Raw genomic sequence first — 19,566 nt, forward strand, 5'->3', positions numbered from 1 at the left:
CCCGCATGGGGGGGGGCTTTTTTCGCCTGCTGTGGGCAGAGCGGGACTCCGATCTCCTCACGCTCCCGCCGTATAGGCCGCAATCGCCGCCATGTTGACGATGTCACTATCCTTGGCGTTGAGCGAGACGATTTGAACCGGCTTGTTGAGGCCGACCAGCAGCGGGCCGATGACGGTCGAGCCGCCGAGCTCCTGCAGCATCTTGGTCGAGATCGAGGCCGAGTGGAAGGCCGGCATGATCAGCACATTGGCTGGGCCGGTCAACCGGATGAACGGGTATTGCGCCATGGCGCGCGCATTGAGCGCCACGTCGGCGGCCATCTCGCCGTCATACTCGAAATCCACGCGCCGCTTGTCGAGGATGCGCACCGCTTCCTGGACGCGCTCGGAGCGCTCGCCCTGCGGGTGGCCGAAGGTGGAATAGGCGAGCATGGCGAGCCTTGGTTCGTAACCCATGCGGCGGGCAAAGCCGGCGGCTTCCTCGGCGATGTCGGCGATCTGCTCGGCATTCGGCATGTCGTGCACGGCGGTGTCGGCGACGATCACGGTTCGGCCCCGCGCCAGCACGATCGAGGCGCCGATGACGCGGTGGCCGGGCTTGGCGTCGATGACGCGGCGGATGTCGTCGAGTGCGGTCGAATAGTTGCGGGTGACGCCGGTGACGATGCCGTCGGCGTCGCCCAATGCCACCATGCAGGCAGCGAAATGGTTGCGGTCGTTGTTGATCAGGCGCTGGCAATCGCGAAACAGGAAGCCCTTGCGCTGCATGCGCTCGTACAGATAGTCGGTGTAGACGCCGTTGCGGCGCGACAGCCGGGCATTGATGATCTCGATGCCTTGTCTGTCGAGCTCGATGCCGGCGTTCCTGGCATTCTCCTTGATGATATCGTCGCGGCCGAGCAGGATGGCGGTGCCGAGCCGCTGATTCACATAGGAGACGGCGGCGCGCATGACCTGCTCCTCCTCGCCCTCGGCGAAGACGATGCGCTTGGGCTGGCGGCGCACGCGGTCGTAGATGCGCTGCAGGGTCGAGGCGATCGGGTCGCGGCGGGCGGAAAGCTCCTGGGCGTAGCGGTCGAGATCGAGGATCGGCTTGCGGGCGACACCGCTATCCATCGCGGCCTTGGCGACGGCGATCGGAATGGCCGAGATCAGCCGCGGGTCGAACGGCACCGGAATGATGTAGTTGGGGCCGAATTTCGGCCGGTTGCCCTGGTAGGCGGCAGCGACGTCGTCGGGCACGTCCTGGCGCGCCAGTTCGGCGAGCGCACGTGCCGCGGCGATCTTCATGTCGTCGTTGATGGTGGTGGCCCGCACATCGAGCGCGCCACGGAAGATGTAGGGGAAGCCAAGCACATTGTTGACCTGGTTCGGATAGTCGGAACGCCCCGTCGCCATGATCGCATCGGTGCGGATCTCGGCCACTTCCTCGGGCGTGATCTCCGGATCGGGATTGGCCATGGCGAAGATGATCGGGTTCTTGGCCATCGACTGCACCATCCTGGTGGTCAGCGCGCCCTTGGCGGAGAGGCCGAGGAACACGTCGGCGCCGTCCAGCGCCTCGGCAAGCGAGCGCGCGTCGGTCTTGACGGCATGCGCCGACTTCCACTGGTTCATGCCTTCGGTGCGGCCCTGGAAGACGACGCCCTTGGTGTCGCACAGGATGATGTTTTCAGGCGTAAAGCCCATCGCCTTCATCAGCTCGATGCAGGCGATGCCGGCCGCACCCGCCCCGTTGCAGACCATTTTCGTGGTCTGCATGTCGCGGCCGGTGACTTTGAGCGCATTGATCAGGCCGGCGGCCGAGATGATGGCGGTGCCATGCTGGTCGTCATGGAAGACCGGTATGTCCATCAATTCGCGCAGCCGTTGCTCGATGATGAAGCATTCCGGCGCCTTGATGTCCTCAAGGTTGATGCCGCCGAAGGAGGGCCCAAGGAAACGCACGCAGTTGATGAACTCGTCGGCATCCTCGGTGTCGACTTCGAGATCGATGGAATCGACATCGGCGAAGCGCTTGAACAGAACCGCCTTGCCTTCCATCACCGGCTTCGAGGCCAGCGCGCCGAGGTTGCCGAGGCCGAGAATGGCGGTGCCGTTGGAGATGACAGCGACCATGTTGCCGCGCGCCGTATAGTCGAAGGCGCGGCTGGGGTCCTCGGCGATGGCGAGGACGGGAACCGCGACGCCCGGCGAATAGGCGAGGCTGAGGTCGCGCTGGGTGGCCATCGGCTTGGTGGCGACGATCTCCAGCTTGCCGGGGCGGCCCATGGCGTGGAATTCCAGCGCCTCCTGCGCGCTGACGGAAGGGCCGTTGCTTTCGGTTTTCCTGGCCATGATGCTTTCGATTTCCTCGCCCGTGCGGCACCTCGTTGAGACGGGTGCAATGCTTTCTTTTGTGGAACGTTCGGGATTAAGGCTACACTTCGCCGCTGTAAACCGCCAAGCAGATGGCTTGGGAAATTTTGGAAGCAGCTTCTTGAACGACGAAACGCCCATTCGCAGCGACAGCGCTACGCCGGCCTTTGCGCCGGCGACGCCGATGATGGAGCAGTATATCGAGATCAAGGCCGCGAATCCGGACTCGCTGCTGTTCTACCGCATGGGCGATTTCTACGAGCTGTTCTTCGACGACGCCGAAAAGGCGAGCCGGGCGCTCGGCATCGTCTTGACCAAACGCGGCAAGCACCAGGGGCTCGACATCCCGATGTGCGGCGTGCCGGTGCATGCCGCCGACGATTACCTGCAGAAGCTGATCGGACAAGGGTTCCGCGTCGCCGTCTGCGAGCAGATCGAGGATCCGGCCGAGGCGAAGAAGCGCGGCGGCAAGTCGGTGGTGCGCCGCGACGTGGTGCGGCTGGTGACGCCCGGCACCATCACCGAGGACAAATTGCTGGCGCCGTCGGAATCGAGTTTCCTGATGGCGCTTAGCCGGGTGAAGGGCGGGGCCGAACAACACTCCTTTGCATTGGCCTGGATCGATATCTCGACCGGCGCCTTCCGTGTCGCCGAGACCACCGCCGACCGGCTGCTCGCCGATGTCTTTCGCGTCGACCCCCGCGAGCTGATCGTCGCCGAGCCGGTGTTTTACGATCCCGAGTTGAAGCCGGTGTTCGATGTGCTCGGCCGGATCGCCAATCCGCAGCCGCCGAGCCTGTTCGATTCGGCGTCGGCCGCCGGCCGCATCGCCCGTTTCTTCGAGGTGGCGACGCCGGACAGTTTCGGCACGTTTTCCCGCGCCGAGCTGTCGGCGATCTCAGGCGTCATCGCCTATGTCGAAAAGACGCAGAAGGCCGAGCGGCCGCCGCTGTCGCGGCCCGAGCGCGAGGAGCAGGGCTCGACGCTGTTCATCGATCCGGCGACACGCGCCAATCTGGAACTGCTGCGCACCCTGTCCGGCAGCCGCGAGGGCTCGCTGTTCAAGGCGATCGACCGCACGGTGACCGGTGGTGGGGCACGGCTGCTCGCCGACCGGCTGATGGCGCCGCTGACCGACCCGGCGGCGATCGGCGCGAGGCTGGACTCGGTGTCGTTCTTCCGCTCCGAGACGCGGCTCTGCCAAGCGGTGCGGACGAGCATGAAGAGCGTCGCCGACATGCCGCGCGCGCTGTCCAGGCTGGCGCTCAACCGTGGCGGCCCGCGCGATCTCGGCGCGCTGCGTGCGGGGTTCGAGGCAGCCGGTGCTATCGCCGAACTGTTTGGGGCGACTACCCTTCCACAAGAACTGGCGGCGGCGCTGGCGGCGATCGAGGCGCTGCCACGCCCGCTGGTCGAGCATCTGACGCAGGCGCTCGGCGACGAGCTGCCGCTGCTGAAGCGCGACGGCGGCTTCGTCCGTTCCAGCTACCACGTTGAGCTCGACGAGATGCGGGCATTGCGCGACGAATCACGCAAGGTCATTGCCGGGCTGGAGCGCTCGCTGATCGACGAAACCGGCATCCGCTCGCTAAAGATCCGGCACAACAATGTGCTTGGCTACTACATCGAAGTCACCGCCAACCACCATGCGATAATGACGAGCAGCGATGGGGCGAAGGCGCGCTTCATCCATCGCCAGACCATGGCCAATGCCATGCGCTTCACCACGACGGAACTGGCCGAGCTGGAATCGAAGATCGCCAATGCCGCCGACCGGGCACTGGCGATCGAGCTTGCCGCCTTCGAAACGCTGACGGCGGAAGCGGTCGGCCAGGCGGACAAGATCCGTGCCGGGGCCGAAGCGCTTGCCGTGTTCGACGTGTCGGCAGCCCTCGCCCTGCTGTCCGAAAGCGAGGCCTGGTGCCGGCCGCTGGTGGACGCGAGCCTCGCCTTCGCGATTTCGGGCGGGCGGCATCCGGTGGTGGAACAGTCGCTGCGGCGTTCGGGCGAAGGACCGTTCGTCGCCAATGATTGCGATCTATCGCCGGAAGGTGATGCCAAGAACGGCGCGATCTGGCTGCTGACCGGCCCCAATATGGGCGGCAAATCGACCTTCCTCAGGCAGAACGCGCTGATCGCCATCCTCGCCCAGACCGGCTCCTTCGTGCCTGCGGCATCAGCTCATATCGGCGTCGTCGACCGGCTATTTTCGCGTGTCGGCGCCTCGGACGATCTGGCGCGCGGCCGCTCGACCTTCATGGTCGAGATGGTCGAGACGGCGGCGATCCTCAACCAGGCCGGCGAACGCGCGCTGGTGATCCTGGACGAGATCGGCCGCGGCACCGCGACCTTCGACGGCCTGTCGATCGCCTGGGCGGCGGTCGAATATCTGCACGAGAAGAATCGCTGCCGGGCGATCTTCGCCACCCATTTCCACGAGATGACGGCGCTGGCCAGCAAACTCGCTCGACTGCACAACGTCACCATGCGGGTCAAGGAATGGGAGGGCGACGTCGTCTTCCTGCACGAGGTCGGCAAGGGTGCTGCCGACCGCTCCTATGGCGTGCAGGTGGCGCGGCTGGCCGGCCTGCCGGAAGCCGTGGTCGGGCGGGCGAGGGAAGTGCTGCACCAGCTGGAAGCGGGCGAGGTTTCGGGCAAGGCAAACCGGCTGGTCGACGACCTGCCGCTGTTTTCGGTGGCGATGAGGCGAGAAGCGCAAAAGCCGGTGAAGGACGATGCGCTGGGTGTGGCGCTGGGCGCGATCAATCCTGACGAGATGACGCCGAGGGAGGCGCTTGAGGCGCTGTATCGGCTGAAGGGCATGGTGGGGAAGTAGTCAGGCTTCGTCCGATAGCGCTCTACGGCGCCCCCCTCTGTCCTGCCGGACATCTCCCCCACGAGTGGGGAGATTGGCAGCTTCGCAGACAGCACCTTTTCTCTAGCGTTGGAGATTGGCGAAATCGATGGTGATAGCCAATCTCCCCACCTGTGGGGGAGATGTCCGGCAGGACAGAGGGGGGCGCGAAGGAACGCGGCCTTAGTTTTATTTCCCCGCAACTCCTCAAATCATCTCCAGCCCGCGCTTGCGGGTCGGCGGCGGGAAGGCGCGGTCGATTTCTGCGAAATCTTCCGAGGTGAGCTCGATATCCAACGCAGCGACATTCTGTCGGACATGCTCTTGCCTGCTGGCCTTCGGAATGGCGATAACACCGTCCTGCGCCATCACCCAGGCAAGTGCAATTTGCGCCGCCGTGGCATTGTGCCGGGCAGCGATGGCTTCGAGCCTGGTGTTGCGCGCCAATACGCCCTGATCGACCGGCGAATAGGCCATCAGCGGAATGCCGCGCTGCCGGCTCCAGGGCGCTAGGTCGAATTCGGGACCGCGCTGGGTCAGATTGTAGAGGATCTGGTTGCTCTGGGCGCTGTCGCCGGCCGGCAGGCTGACCAGTTCCTCCATCTCATGGGTGTCGAAATTGCTGACGCCCCAGTGGCGGATCTTGCCGGCCTTTTTCAACGCGTCGAAGGCCTCGACCGTTTCCGTCAGCGGCACGCTGCCGGGCCAATGCAGCAGATAAAGATCGATGCGGTCGGTGCGTAGATGCCTGAGGCTTCTCTCGCACGCCGCCGGCACGCCGGCGCGCGAGGCGTTGGACGGCAGCACCTTGGAGACCAGAAAGATCTCGTCGCGGCGTCCGGCAATGGCATCAGCCACCACCTCCTCGGCACCGCCGCTGGCATACATTTCGGCGGTGTCGATCAGCGTCATGCCGAGATCGAGCCCAAGCTTCAGCGCGTTGACCTCATCGGCATGGCGGCTGAAATCCTCGCCCATTTTCCACGTGCCTTGACCAAGCACGGGAACGGCTTCGCCCGAGGGCAATGTGGTGGTTCTTATCGTTGATGGCATGGCGTGCTCCAGTCGAGGCCCGATGGCAGCACAGCCTTCGGGAGAAATCCAGATGAAAGTCCTTCCCTGGATTTCCTCCGGACTGCTTGACGCCTACTTCACAGGGTGGGCGGCGAGCCAATCCTGCATCTGCTTGATCTCGGCTTCCTGCGCCGCGATCACCGCTTCGGCCAGCTTGCGCATTTCCGGATCCTTGCCATTGGCAAGCTCGACCTTGGCCATGTCAATCGCGGCCTGGTGATGCGGGATCATGCTGCGGGCGAAATCGATATCGGCATTGCCGGAATGCTCGATCGCCATCATGGCGGTGTGCATCTTGTCCATCGCCGCCTTGTAGCCGTCGGTTGAGGGGCTTTGCGCGCTCATCGCCCCCATGTCGTGTTTCATCTCCTGGGCTTGCGACGGAATGCTTTCGAGGAAAACGGCAAGCAGCATTCCCGCCGCCATCAGCAGCAGCACGATCTTCTTGGCCAAGGTCATTCATGATCTCCTTTTTGAACGAATTCCTATCTGGGGATTTCGCTCAGAGTTTCAACGTCCTGAGCCGCAACGCGTTGGTGATGACCGAAACCGAGGACAGGCTCATCGCCGCCGCCGCAAGCATTGGCGACAACAGCGTACCGGTGAGCGGATAGAGCACGCCGGCGGCGACCGGCACACCAAGCACGTTGTAGAGGAAGGCGAAGAATAGATTCTGGCGGATGTTGCGGATCGTCGCCTGGGCGAGCGTGCGGGCCCGGACGATGCCGTTGAGATCGCCCTTGACCAGCGTGATCCCGGCGCTTTCGACCGCGACATCGGCGCCGGTTCCCATGGCGATGCCGACGTCGGCGGCGGCCAGCGCCGGCGCGTCGTTGACACCGTCGCCGGCCATGGCGACGCCAGCGCCCCTGGCGCGCAACTCCTCGACCAGCGCGCTCTTCTGTTCCGGCAGCAGCCCGGCACGAACCTCGTCGATGCCGAGTTTGCTGGCGATGGCTTTCGCCGTGCGTTCGTTGTCACCGGTCGCCATGATGATCCTCAGGCCGCGCTCGTGCAGCGCCTTGATCGCCTCTGATGTCGTCGCCTTGATCGGGTCGGCGACGGCGACAATGCCGGCCAGTTTGTTGCCGACGGCGACGAACATCGCAGTCTTGCCCTCGGTCTGCAGCGCCTCGGCGCTGGTCGAGACGGATGCGATATCGATGCCGAGATCGGCCATCATCGCAGCGTTGCCGAGCGCGACCTTCTTTCCCGACACCGTGCCGGAAACGCCCTTGCCGGTGACCGCCTCGAAACCGCCGGCGTCGGGGATCTCCACCCCACGCTCGCGGGCACCTTCGACGATTGCCTCGGCCAGCGGGTGCTCCGAGCCTTTTTCCAGGCCGGCGGCGAGTGCGAGGAGATCATCTTCCGTCACGCCTTCGGCAGCGACGACGTCGGTCAATCTCGGCCGGCCTTCGGTCAATGTGCCGGTCTTGTCGACGATCAGCGTGTCGACCGAAGCAAAGCGTTCGAGCGCCTCCGCGTCCTTGATCAGCACGCCGGCATGCGCGCCGCGCCCTGTGGCGGTCATGATCGACATCGGCGTGGCAAGACCGAGCGCGCAAGGACAGGCGATGATCAGCACCGAGACCGCCGAGACGATGGCAAAGATCAGGCTGGGTTGCGGCCCGAAGATCGCCCAGGCGATGAACGCAACGATCGCAACCACTACAACGGCCGGGACGAAATAGAAGGAAACGCGGTCGGCCAGACCCTGGATCGGCGCACGCGAACGCTGCGCCTTGGCGACGAGCTCGACGATCCGTGCCAGCGTGGTCTCAGCGCCGATCCTCTCGGCGCGCATGATCAGCGAACCGTTCTTGTTGAGCGTGCCGCCGGTGAGCGCGTCGCCTTCAGTCTTTTCGACCGGCAGAGGCTCGCCTGACAGCATCGATTCGTCGATGGAAGAGCGGCCGTCCAGCACGATGCCGTCGACCGGCACCGCATCGCCGGGGCGGATGCGCAGGCGATCGCCGACCTTGACCGTGTCGAGCGGCACGTCGTTTTCGAAACCGTCCTCGCCAATCAGCCGAGCGGTCTTCGGCGCGAGGTCGAGCAGCGCGCGGATCGCCGAACCGGTTTTTTCACGGGCGCGCAATTCCAGCACCTGGCCGAGAAAAACCAGCGCCACGATGACGGCGGCCGCCTCGAAATAGACCGGCACCGTGCCCTCATGACCGCGGAACTGGTGCGGAAATATATCCGGGAACAGCGTGGCGACGACGCTGTAGAGATAGGCGGCGCCAACGCCGAGCGAGATCAGCGTCCACATGTTGGGACTGCGGTTGAGAACCGAATCCCAGCCGCGATGGAAGAAGGGAAAGGCAGCCCACAAGACAACCGGGCTCGCAAGCGCCAATTCCACCCAGACCTTCGCCGAATCCTCGATGAAGGCGCTAAACGTCACGCCGAGCATCGGCGCCATGGCGAAGATCAGCAATGGCACGGACAACACGGCACTCACCCAGAAGCGCCTGGTGAAATCGACCAGTTCCGGGTTCGGCCCCTCATCGCCTGATGGTACACCCATCGGTTCCAGCGCCATGCCGCAGATCGGGCAGGCGCCTGGCTTGTCGCGGACGATTTCGGGATGCATCGGGCAGGTGTATTGCGTGCCTTTCGGCATCGCCTGAGGCTCTGGCTTGTCGCCAAGATACTTTGCCGGCTCCGCCTCGAATTTCACCTTGCAACCGGCCGAGCAAAAATAGAAGCCCTGGCCTTCATGGCGGGAAAAATGCTTCGCGGTGGCACGGTCGACATGCATGCCGCAGACCGGGTCGGTGGCCGTAAGGTACTTTTCCGGCTCGGCCGCAAATTTCGAACGGCAGCGCTCGCTGCAGAAATGATAGAGATGGCCGCCATGCTCGGCTGTCGGCTTGCCGACGGCCGGATCGACGGTCATGCCGCAGACCGGATCGCGAATGATGGCGTCGGCGACGGACGGAGCAGCTTTCGCCGAGCAGCAGCCGCTATGCGCGTGATGGTCGTTGTCGGAATGGGTCATGCGGGAAAGGCCTCTCTGTCTCGATCTTGAGACTGAGGTAGTGCTTCCAGTGACTGGAAGGTCAAGGGCCAATTTCAGCCTTTCGTGCCGTGGTGTATGCCGGGTGGGCCTGGGTCGGAAAAATCCCGCACCCAACCGCATCCATATGCTATGGACGCCACCACTCTTGGCTAACCGCATCGATCCCGTTCAAATGAAATGCCTGGTCATCAATCTCGATCGGTCCCGCGACAGGCTCGCCCATATGACGGCCGAGTTTGCCAGCCTCGGCGTTCAGTTCGAACGGGTTGCAGCGATCGACGCGCAGGATCGGCCGGACCTCGCCCGCATGCCGCTGCGTGTTAAGCGCAAGTCGTCGCTGCGCCTGGCCGACGCCGAGATCGCTTGTCTCCTCAGCCATAAAGCCTGCTGGGCAATCATCGCGGCCGGCGACGATGCCTACGGTGCCGTCTTCGAGGACGACATCGTCTTTTCCGCAAAAGCCGGCGCGTTGCTTGCCGACACCGGCTGGATTCCGGTCGATGCCGATATCGTCAAGCTGGAGACATTCTTCAAGAAAACCACGATCGCGCGCAAATACGTTTCTGCAGGCTGCGGCTTTTCCGTGTCCAGGCTTCACAGGATCCACATCGGGACAGCCGGCTACATAGTTTCGAGGCAGGCCGCGCACGACCTCATCGGTGCCACCGAGGATATCGGTATTCCGGTCGATCACGTCGTCTTCAATCCGCGCTTGGCAACATCGTCCAGCAAGACCATCTATCAGCTTGTTCCAGCGCTGTGCGTCCAGGACCAGTTCCTGGGCGACAAGGCGATCGGGCTGCCAAGCCTGCTCAAATCGGAGCGGAGCGACCAGTGGGCTGCAATCGGCATGGTCAAAAGACACAAGAAGACCGGAGCCAACAAGATCAGGACCGAGGTCAAGCGGATCGTTGAGCAGATTTTCGACATCTGCCGGCTGCGGCAGGAGACGATCATCCCGTTCGACTATCGCGGAGAGCGTGTCCGTCCGCCCCATACCCAGCGCCGTGAAAACGCGCTATAGACGCCGCCGAAACGGCGAGGCCGATCTGCGCACATGGCAAGAATCTCTCTAAAGCTCGATGAACTGATCGACGGCGAAGCCTTGCGCCGCGAGATGACCGCGCTGACTGCGGCCACGGCAGGCGACGGCTCCGGCAAAACTGCGCGCGCCGGTGTTCTCCAGCTTCTCAAGGGTAGGCTAGCAGCCGGCCGCACCGTTGCCGAACGCATGCTGATGGACGATGGCAGCGGCACCGCCTGCGCCGCCCGGCTGTCGCATCTCATGGACGAAATCATCCGCGCGCTCTACGATTTCGCCGCCACCCATGTCTATCGCGTCAAAAACCCGTCATCGGCCGAACGCATGGCCGTCGTCGCGGTCGGCGGCTATGGCCGCGGCACGCTGGCGCCGGGATCCGACATCGATCTCCTCTTCCTGCTGCCATACAAGCAGACGCCATGGGGCGAGCAGATCGTCGAATACATGCTCTACATGCTATGGGATCTGGGGCTGAAGGTCGGCCACGCCACCCGCAACATCGACGAATGCCTGCGGCAGTCGCGCACCGACATCACCATCCGCACCTCGATCCTGGAAGCGCGTTTCCTGTGGGGCGAGCGGAAGCTCTATGACGAGCTCTTGCAGCGTTTCGACCGCGAGGTGGTGCGCACGACCGGACCCGAATATGTGCAGGCCAAGCTTGCCGAACGCGACGAACGCCACGCCAAGGCCGGCGAAAGCCGCTATTTGGTCGAACCCAACGTCAAGGACGGCAAGGGCGGCCTGCGCGACCTGCAGACGTTGTTCTGGATCGGCAAATACTTCTACCGGGTGCGCACCGGCGAGGAGTTGGTCGAAAAGGGCGTCTTCACCGACGGCGAATACAGGGAATTCCAGAAGGCCGAGGATTTCCTGTGGGCGGTGCGCTGCCACATGCATTTCCTCACCGGCAAGGCCGAGGAACGGCTGCATTTCGACATCCAGCGCGAGATCGCCGAACGGCTGGGCTACACCACACATCCGGGCCTCTCGGCGGTCGAGCGCTTCATGAAGCACTACTTCCTCGTCGCCAAGGATGTCGGAGATCTCACCCGCATCTTCTGCGCTGCGCTCGAGGAGGAGCAGGCCAAGCATGTGCCGGGCTTCAACCGCATCTTCCTCACCTTCTCGCGCCGCAAGCGCAAGCTTGCCGGCACGTCTGATTTCATTATCGACAACCATCGCATCAACATCGCCGACGACCAGGTGTTCGAGCGCGACCCGGTCAATCTCTTGAGGCTGTTCTGGTTCGCCGACAAGCATGGGCTTGAATTCCACCCCGATGCGCTGAAGCTTTTGACCCGTTCGCTCGGCCTCGTCGGCAAGGCACTCAGGCGCGACGAGGAAGCCAACCGGCTGTTCCTCGACATATTGACGTCGGACCGCAATGCCGAACTCAATCTCAGGCGCATGAACGAGGCGGGACTGCTGGGAAAGCTGATCCCGGATTTCGGCAAGATCGTCGCCATGATGCAGTTCTCGATGTACCACCATTACACTGTGGACGAGCATTTGATCCGCTGCATCGGCGTGCTGGCCGAGATCGAGCGCGGCGACGGCGAAAAAACCCATCCGCTTTCCCACAAGCTGATGCCGGGGCTGAAGAAAAGCCGCGAGGCGCTCTATGTCGCGGTGCTTTTGCACGACATTGCCAAGGGGCGGCCGGAGGACCATTCCGAGGCGGGCGCCCGGATCGCGCGGCGCATCTGCCCGCATATGGGGCTATCGGCGGCCGACACCGAAACGGTCGCCTGGCTGGTCGAGAACCATCTCGTCATGTCGATGACGGCGCAGACCCGCGATCTCAACGACCGCAAGACGATCGAGGATTTCGCCGCGATCGTGCAGTCGGTCGAACGGCTGAAGCTGCTGCTCGTCCTCACCATCTGCGACATCAGAGGTGTCGGGCCGGGCGTTTGGAACGGCTGGAAGGGGCAGTTGCTGCGCACGCTCTACTACGAGACCGAATTGCTGTTGACCGGCGGGTTTTCGGAAGTGTCGCGTGCGATGCGCACCGCGGCTGCCCGCGAAAAGCTGGCCGAGGCGCTCGCCGATTGGCCGGAAAAGGCCCGCAAGCGCTATGTCGGCAAGCACTACGAGAATTATCTGCTGACGGTCGATCTCGCCGACCAGCTTCGCCACGCCGAATTCATCCGCGAGGCGGATGCGGCGGGCAAGAAGCTCGCCACCATGATCAAGACCCACCAGTTCGAGGCGGTGACCGAAATCACCGTGCTGGCGCAGGACCATCCCCGACTGCTTTCGGTCATTGCCGGCGCCTGTGTGGCGGCCGGCGGCAACATCGTCGATGCGCAGATCTTCACCACCTCCGATGGCCGCGCGCTGGACACGATCCTGATATCGAGGGAGTTCGACCGCGACGAAGACGAGCGCCGCCGCGCCGAACGCGTCGGCCGCCTGATCGAGGACGTGCTGTCGGGCAAGAGCTGGCTGCCGGAGATGATCGAAAAGCGGACCAAGCCGCGGCGCGGCGCCAAGGTGTTCCGCATCCAGCCGCGCGCCGAAATCCGCAACACGCTATCGAACCGGTTCTCGGTAATCGAGGTCGAGGGGCTGGATCGGCCGGGCCTGCTGTCCGAGATCACCGGGGCGTTGTCCGACCTGTCGCTTGACATCGCGTCGGCGCACATCACCACCTTCGGCGAAAAGGTCATCGACACCTTCTATGTCACAGACCTCACCGGCCAGAAGATCGACAGCCCGACGCGCACGACCGCCATTCACAACAGGCTGATCGCGGCCCTCGAAGGCACCGAGCGCGGCGGCAAGGCCAAGGCCGCCGCCGAGTGAACGCCGGCCTCGATTTTTCCCCATCACGCAGGCAATCTCCGCACAAATGAGCCTTGTCAAGAAATTCGCGACGGTCGCTTCCGGCACGCTGATGAGCCGCGCTCTCGGCTTCGCCCGCGAGATGCTGATGGCGGCCGCACTCGGCACCGGACCGATCGCCGACGCCTTCAACGCCGCGTTCCAGTTCCCCAACACCTTTCGCCGTCTGTTTGCCGAAGGCGCCTTCAACGCCGCCTTCGTGCCGCTCTTCGCCAAGGAGATCGAGACCCACGGCACCGACGGCGCCAAGCGCTTCTCCGAAGAGGTGTTCGGCGTGCTGTTCACGGCGCTGCTGGCGCTGACCATCGCCATGGAACTGGCGATGCCGCTGATCGTACGCTACCTGGTGGCGCCGGGCTTTGCCGACACGCCGGGAAAGTTCGAGATGACGGTCGGGCTTGCGACCGTCATGTTTCCCTACCTGATCTGCATGTCGCTCGGCGCCATGATGGCCGGCATGCTGAACTCGCTGCGCCGCTATTTCGCCGCCGCGGTGGCGCCGGTGTTCCTCAATATCATCCTGATCGGCGTGCTTGCCTATGCCTGGCACAAGGGATCGGACGCGCGCACCGTCGGCTTCGCGCTGGCCTGGGGCGTGCTGGCGGCGGGACTGGTGCAACTGGCGATCGTCTGGGTGGCGGTGCGCCATGCCGGCATCTCGATCGGCTTTCGCCGGCCAAAGATGACGCCCAACGTCAAGCGGCTGCTGATCCTGGCGCTGCCGGCGGCGATCACCGGCGGCATCACCCAGATCAACCAGCTGATCGGCACGGCGATCGCCTCGGCGCAGGACAGCGCGGTGTCATCGCTCGCCTATGCCGATCGCATCTACCAACTGCCGCTTGGCGTCGTCGGCATCGCCGTCGCCATCGTGCTCCTGCCCGAACTGTCGCGGGCGCTGAAGTCCGGCAATCTGATCGAGGCGGCCAATCTTCAGAACCGGTCGGTGGAGTTCACCTTGTTTCTGACCTTGCCGGCGGCGGCGGCCCTGCTGGTCATGTCGGAGCCGATCGTGGGGCTGGTCTACGAACGCGGCGCCTTTGCCGCCAACAACTCGACGCCGATCGTGGCGTCGATCCTGGCGATCTTCGGCCTGGGCTTGCCGGCCTTCGTGCTGATCAAGGCGTTCACCCCAGGCTATTTCGCCCGCGAGGACACGCGCACGCCGATGATCTTCGCCGCCATCTCGGTGGCGGTGAACGTCACCACCGCGCTGACGCTGTTTCCGTCGATGGGCGCGCCGGGCATCGCCGTCGCTTCGGCCGTCGCCGGCTGGGTCAATGCGCTGATGTTGCTCGGCGTGCTGATCCGGCGCGGCCATTGGGGCCGCGACGTGCCGCTCATGAGACGTATCCCACGGCTGGTGCTGTCGGCGGCGGTGATGGGGGCGGCGCTCTATTTTGCCGAGCACTGGTTTGCCGCCAGGCTTGCCTCGGGCTCGCCGCTGGTCATCAAGGCTACGACGCTTCTTGCGCTGGTAGCCGGCGGGGCGTTGCTTTATTTCGTCACCGCCTTCGCCACCGGCGGCGCCGACTTCGGCATGATCCGGCGCAATATCAGGCGAGGAGCGGCGAAGGCAACGCCTGTCCCAAAATCCGAACTGGACGAATAATCCGCAGACTCTGAGCGCGGCGCCGGTCTTGATCGGATCGCCGCCTTCGTCCATAAGCGCGCCGTCGAAAGACTTTCGCCGCGCGCGAAACGGCCCTCCACAAGCCATGAGGACATCATGACCGCCTTCAAACCGCTCGTCTTTTCCGGCGTCCAGCCGACCGGCAATCTGCACCTCGGCAACTATCTCGGCGCCATCAAGAAATTCGTCGCCCTGCAGGACACCTCCGATTGCATCTATTGCGTCGTCGACCTGCATTCGCTGACAGCGCAGCTCGTGCATGAGGACCTGGCGGATCAAACGCGTTCGATCACCGCGGCGTTTCTCGCCTCCGGCATCGACCCGAAAAAGCACATCGTCTTCAACCAGTCGCGGGTCATGCAGCACGCCGAGCTCGCCTGGATCTTCAACTGCGTGGCCCGCATCGGCTGGATGAACCGCATGACGCAGTTCAAGGACAAGGCCGGCAAGGACCGCGAGAACGCCTCGCTCGGGCTGCTTGCCTATCCGAGCCTGATGGCTGCCGACATCCTTGTCTACCGTGCCACCCATGTGCCGGTCGGCGATGACCAGAAGCAGCATCTGGAGCTGACACGCGACATCGCGCAAAAATTCAACAACGACTTTTCGGACCGCATCGCCGGCCTTGGCGTCGGCATAGAGATGAAGGTCGGCGAAGAGACGGTGAACGGCTATTTCCCGCTGACCGAGCCGATCATCGGCGGACCGGCGGCGCGCATCATGTCGCTGCGCGACGGCTCGAAGAAGATGTCGAAGTCGGATCCGTCGGACCTGTCGCGCATCAATCTGACCGACGATGCCGACACCATCTCGAAGAAAATCCGCAAGGCCAAGACCGACCCCGAGGCGTTGCCCGGGGAATTGGACGGCCTTGCCAGCCGGCCCGAAGCCGAAAACCTCGTCGGCATCTATGCGGGTCTCGCCGAGATATCGAAGGAGGCGGTGCTGAAAGAGTTCGGCGGCCAGCAGTTCTCGGTGTTCAAGCCGGCGTTGGCCGACCTTGCCGTGGAGAAGCTGGCGCCGGTCGCGGATGAAATGCGCCGCATTTCCGATGACCGCGCCTATGTCGACGCGGTGCTCAGGGATGGCGGCGAGCGCGCCGGACTATTGGCCGAGGCGACGATGAAGACCGTGCGCGACATCATCGGCCTGCTGCAAAGCTGATCTGCGCCTAACATCGCTACATCCGCCGGTCGCTTGCGGCCGGGCTGTGGCGGTGGCAGATTGCGAACCGAAACCGTCGAACAGGGTGAATATGGTCTCCAAACGCCTCAGCCGCGAAGCCGGCCATCGCCGTAAGTTCCTGGCGATCATCGACGATACGCCCGAATGCGAGCGGGCCGTCGTTTACGCCTCGAAGCGCGCGCAGAGCACCAACGGCGTGCTGGTGCTGCTCTATGTGATCGAGCCGGACGATTTCCAGCATTGGCTGGGTGTTGAGAAGATCATGCGCGAGGAAGCCACCGCCACCGCGCGCGCCGCTCTGGACAGCTATGCCAACAAGGTGCGCCAGAAGCTCGGCATCGAGCCGGAACTGGTGGTGCGCGAAGGCAAGCCGACGGAAGAGATCCACAAATTGATCGAAGAAGACCAGGATATCGCCATCCTCGTGCTGGCGGCCGGCGCCGGCAAAGAGGGGCCGGGGCCGCTGGTCGGCGCGGTCGCCGGCAAGGGCGCCGCCTTCCCCATCCCGGTGACGGTGGTGCCGCAGAACCTGTCTGACGAAGAAATCGACAGCCTGGCCTGAGGTGTGCTGATATTCAGGTGAGGTCGGCCTGCAAACGGCGGCTTCCTGCGCTTCCGGTGCTCACGTACCAAAAGTACGCTCCGCTCCGGTTCTCGGAAACCATCATTTTCGGCTCGCCCTGACCTGAATCTCAACACACCTCAAACCATGTTGCAGAGGACCGCAAAAACATTCTCCCAGCCAGCCGTTCCAGCGATGGCTTTCGCTTGAATGTCCCGCCGATAAGGCCTATTTAGAATTATTCCAAACTGTCTGCCCGAATGGGCACGGAGACGTCCATGTTCATCCAGACCGAATCGACGCCAAATCCGGCGACATTGAAATTCCTGCCCGGCAAGGAAGTGCTCGTCGAAGGCACCGCCGATTTCCGTGATGCCGACAGCGCCGCCTCAGCTTCGCCGCTGGCCGGCCGGCTGTTCGAGATCCCGGGCGTCACCGGCGTCTTTTTCGGCTATGACTTCGTCACCGTGACCAAGGACGGTCCCGACTGGCAGCATCTGAAGCCGGCGATCCTCGGCGCCATCATGGAACACTTCATGTCCGGCGCGCCTGTCATGGCCAAGGCCGGTCCCGCCGCAGAGACCAGCCAGACCGGCGAATTCTACGACAAGGCCGACGAGGAGCTGGTCATCACCATCAAGGAACTGCTCGACACGCGGGTGCGCCCGGCCGTCGCCCAGGACGGTGGCGACATCACCTTCCGCGGCTTCGAGAACGGCACCGTATTCCTGCACATGAAAGGCGCCTGCGCCGGCTGCCCGTCGTCGACGGCGACGCTCAAGCATGGCATCCAGAACCTGCTCCGGCATTTTGTGCCCGAGGTTCAGCAGGTCGAGCAGGTCTCTTAAGGACTCCATTCGCCTTCTCGCGACAACAAAAAACCGGGCCGAATTGCCCGGTTTTCTGTTTTGGGACGTCAGTTGTTGCCTAGACGGTCCGCGTATGAGTTCTAAAGAACGATAACCTTGGCGCCGACGGAGGTGCGGTCGTAAAGGTCGATGATGTCCTGGTTCATCAGGCGGATGCAGCCCGACGACATCGCTTTGCCGATCGAGTTCCATTCCGGGCTGCCATGCAGGCGGTAGCCCGAATCGCCGCCTCTGTTGAACAGATACAGCGCGCGCGCGCCGAGTGGGTTCGTCAATCCCGGCTCCATGCCGCCGGCAAACTTGGCGAGCTCCGGCTGGCGCTTGATCATCGCCGAAGGCGGCGTCCAGGTCGGCCATTCGCGCTTCACCGCGATACGGGCGGTGCCGCGCCATTCAAAACCCTCGCGGCCAACACCGATGCCGTAACGCATCGCCTCGCCGCCGCCCATGACGTAATAGAGAAACTTGTTCTGCGTATCGACGACGATGGTGCCCGGCTTTTCATCGGTGTCGTAGCTCACCACCTGCCGGCGGTACTTGAACGGCACCTTTTCGATCGGAATGCGCGGCAGTTGATAGCCCGCATCGGTCATCGGGCCATAGTTGCTGGTGAAGATCTGCGAGCCGATGGTGCTGCAACCAGCAATAGCCGTCGACAGCGCAAGTGCGGCGACGATTGCGAATGACTTCATGCGCATGAAAAGGTCCGATGCCCCGCCCGAAATAGAGCGGCTCGAGACGGCCGCTTTGTCACCATCATTCATGCTGGCATTTGCTTTGCTTGCCAAGCGCGCGATGCCTATATGCAGGGGCTTACGCGCCGGTAAGTGCGTAACTGTGGCTTTTCGGCAACGGCCTTCGCTAGATTGTGAAGGAAATTCAATGGGGCGGCTCGCCGGACGCCGAAGGTCGAGGAACTGTCATGAATGTCGGAGATGCCGCCCGCCGTTCCGGCCTACCGGCCAAGACCATCCGCTACTATGAGGAGATCGGCCTGATCCGTCCTGCGCGCGCCGGCAACGGCTACCGCGACTATTGCGGCGACGACATCCACCGGCTGACTTTTCTGCGCCGCTCCTGCCACGGCGACGACCGGCCGCACTGCCCGATCCTGGATGATATTGCCGGGGCTGCGCTGGCTGGAGATAAAATCGCTTCCGGGGCGGCATGAGCGACCAGCCTCCGGCACTCCGCGAGGCCGCGAACGGGCGGCCCTTACGACCCCGGCGGGCGATACCGGATCGACTTTGCCTTCCCAAGCGCTTGCATCGTCTCTTCGACGCTTAGGAGGACGGTGGTCTCATGCGAGCTGAGCGCCCCGCCCGCACCGATAGCCAGCATGACAGATGCCATCGAGACATTGTCTGGCGCCTCCCACAGATTCCAACCATCGTGCTCTCCGAAGGCGTACCAGAACCCGTGCAGCTTTCCGCCCACCGATTCGATGTAGGAACGGGCCGCCTCGCGGCGATCCTCAGGGTTTTCGATCAAGCGCGCCCAGGTTTCGGGCGTATAGCTGAATTTCGTAAGATACATCGGCATGGTTCGTCTCCTCCCAGAGCTGCGCCAACGAACCCAGTTAAGCGCCCCAATCGGAGAGAAGGCGAGTCGTTTCCGAGGCGTAGTACCGCTGGCTTAGTTGCGGGGCCGCTAATGGAGGTGCTTCACTGGCTCTCTTCAGGGAGTAAGGCCAATGGCAGCCTATCTTATTGCTGATGTAGACATAACCGATGCCGCCGTTTTCGAGGAATACCGCCGGGATGTACCAGCAACCGAAGCGCGCTATGGCGGACGGTACATCGCTCGTGGCGGAGCCACCAAAGTGCTGGAAGGCGATTGGGAACCTCATCGCCTGGTCATTGTCGAGTTCCCGGACATGGCTTCGCTCATGGCATGGTACGACTCTCCAGAATATAGCCGGCTCAAAGCTATCCGCGAACGCTGCGCAAGGACGAGGATCATTGCGCTGGAGGGCATGATGCCGGTCAGTTAAAGGCCCGGGCTGCCAACCAGATAATCGCCTGAAGAAAGGCGATTATATATTTGACAAACCCAGCGGGATGAGCGATAACGATTCCAAGGAGTTATCGCCATGTCCGTTTTGTCCCGCC

The 19,566-nt window shown here is 63.5% G+C and carries 15 protein-coding genes; 9 read left to right on the plus strand and 6 right to left on the minus strand.

Annotated elements, in window-relative coordinates:
- Positions 1-57: 57 nt before the first annotated feature.
- The gene (locus CIT25_RS02710; RefSeq protein WP_095483032.1) at positions 58-2,337 is read right to left on the minus strand and encodes an NADP-dependent malic enzyme; all 2,280 of its coding nucleotides are present in this window, start codon (positions 2,335-2,337) and stop codon (positions 58-60) included.
- A gap of 142 nt (positions 2,338-2,479) precedes the next feature.
- Between CIT25_RS02710 and mutS the strand changes: the two genes are divergently transcribed.
- Positions 2,480-5,194: a DNA mismatch repair protein MutS gene (gene mutS, locus CIT25_RS02715; RefSeq protein ID WP_167391027.1), complete on the plus strand. Its 2,715-nt coding sequence runs from the start codon at positions 2,480-2,482 to the stop codon at positions 5,192-5,194.
- Positions 5,195-5,419: 225 nt separating this feature from the next.
- On the opposite strand, the gene CIT25_RS02725 is transcribed toward mutS, so the two are convergent.
- The 3 genes from CIT25_RS02725 to CIT25_RS02735 form a co-directional block, all read right to left on the minus strand.
- Positions 5,420-6,265: an aldo/keto reductase gene (locus CIT25_RS02725; RefSeq protein WP_095483033.1), complete on the minus strand. Its 846-nt coding sequence runs from the start codon at positions 6,263-6,265 to the stop codon at positions 5,420-5,422.
- Positions 6,266-6,358: 93 nt separating this feature from the next.
- A complete protein-coding gene (gene copM, locus CIT25_RS02730; RefSeq protein ID WP_095483034.1) occupies positions 6,359-6,745 on the minus strand; it encodes a CopM family metallochaperone in 387 nt (128 codons plus the stop codon).
- Between the two features lie 43 nt (positions 6,746-6,788).
- Positions 6,789-9,293 carry a heavy metal translocating P-type ATPase gene (locus CIT25_RS02735; RefSeq protein WP_095483035.1) on the minus strand — a complete coding sequence of 835 codons (2,505 nt, stop codon included), beginning with the start codon at positions 9,291-9,293 and terminating at the stop codon, positions 6,789-6,791.
- A 193-nt stretch (positions 9,294-9,486) separates the two neighbouring features.
- Between CIT25_RS02735 and CIT25_RS02740 the strand changes: the two genes are divergently transcribed.
- From CIT25_RS02740 to CIT25_RS02765, 6 genes are all read left to right on the plus strand, one after another.
- Entirely contained in the window at positions 9,487-10,338 is an 852-nt protein-coding gene (locus tag CIT25_RS02740; protein WP_095483036.1) for a glycosyltransferase family 25 protein, read from the plus strand.
- Positions 10,339-10,371: 33 nt separating this feature from the next.
- A complete protein-coding gene (locus tag CIT25_RS02745; RefSeq protein ID WP_095483037.1) occupies positions 10,372-13,167 on the plus strand; it encodes a [protein-PII] uridylyltransferase in 2,796 nt (931 codons plus the stop codon).
- Positions 13,168-13,213: 46 nt separating this feature from the next.
- Positions 13,214-14,818, plus strand: a complete 1,605-nt coding sequence (murJ, locus tag CIT25_RS02750; RefSeq protein ID WP_095483038.1) for a murein biosynthesis integral membrane protein MurJ — start codon at positions 13,214-13,216, stop codon at positions 14,816-14,818.
- A 117-nt stretch (positions 14,819-14,935) separates the two neighbouring features.
- On the plus strand, positions 14,936-16,003 hold the full coding sequence (gene trpS, locus CIT25_RS02755; protein ID WP_095483039.1) for a tryptophan--tRNA ligase: 1,068 nt from the start codon (positions 14,936-14,938) through the stop codon (positions 16,001-16,003).
- A gap of 91 nt (positions 16,004-16,094) precedes the next feature.
- Entirely contained in the window at positions 16,095-16,586 is a 492-nt protein-coding gene (locus tag CIT25_RS02760) for a universal stress protein (protein ID WP_095483040.1), read from the plus strand.
- A 278-nt stretch (positions 16,587-16,864) separates the two neighbouring features.
- Positions 16,865-17,434 (plus strand): NifU family protein, encoded by a 570-nt coding sequence (locus tag CIT25_RS02765; RefSeq protein WP_095483050.1) that lies wholly within the window; start codon positions 16,865-16,867, stop codon positions 17,432-17,434.
- Between the two features lie 101 nt (positions 17,435-17,535).
- Here CIT25_RS02765 and CIT25_RS02770 read toward each other — a convergent pair whose 3' ends face one another.
- Complete coding sequence (locus CIT25_RS02770; protein ID WP_095483051.1) at positions 17,536-18,153, minus strand: L,D-transpeptidase; 618 nt, start codon at positions 18,151-18,153, stop codon at positions 17,536-17,538.
- A 224-nt stretch (positions 18,154-18,377) separates the two neighbouring features.
- On the opposite strand from CIT25_RS02770, the gene CIT25_RS02775 reads away from it, so the two are divergent.
- Positions 18,378-18,626, plus strand: a complete 249-nt coding sequence (locus tag CIT25_RS02775; RefSeq protein ID WP_095483052.1) for a MerR family DNA-binding transcriptional regulator — start codon at positions 18,378-18,380, stop codon at positions 18,624-18,626.
- Between the two features lie 44 nt (positions 18,627-18,670).
- On the opposite strand, the gene CIT25_RS02780 is transcribed toward CIT25_RS02775, so the two are convergent.
- Complete coding sequence (locus tag CIT25_RS02780; protein WP_095483041.1) at positions 18,671-18,997, minus strand: GYD domain-containing protein; 327 nt, start codon at positions 18,995-18,997, stop codon at positions 18,671-18,673.
- 151 nt (positions 18,998-19,148) lie between these two features.
- Here CIT25_RS02780 and CIT25_RS02785 point away from each other — a divergent pair, with 151 nt between their 5' ends.
- Complete coding sequence (locus tag CIT25_RS02785) at positions 19,149-19,448, plus strand: DUF1330 domain-containing protein (protein ID WP_095483042.1); 300 nt, start codon at positions 19,149-19,151, stop codon at positions 19,446-19,448.
- Positions 19,449-19,566: the final 118 nt, after the last annotated feature.

This window comes from Mesorhizobium mediterraneum (genome assembly GCF_002284565.1).
In the GTDB taxonomy this organism is placed as follows: domain Bacteria; phylum Pseudomonadota; class Alphaproteobacteria; order Rhizobiales; family Rhizobiaceae; genus Mesorhizobium; species Mesorhizobium mediterraneum.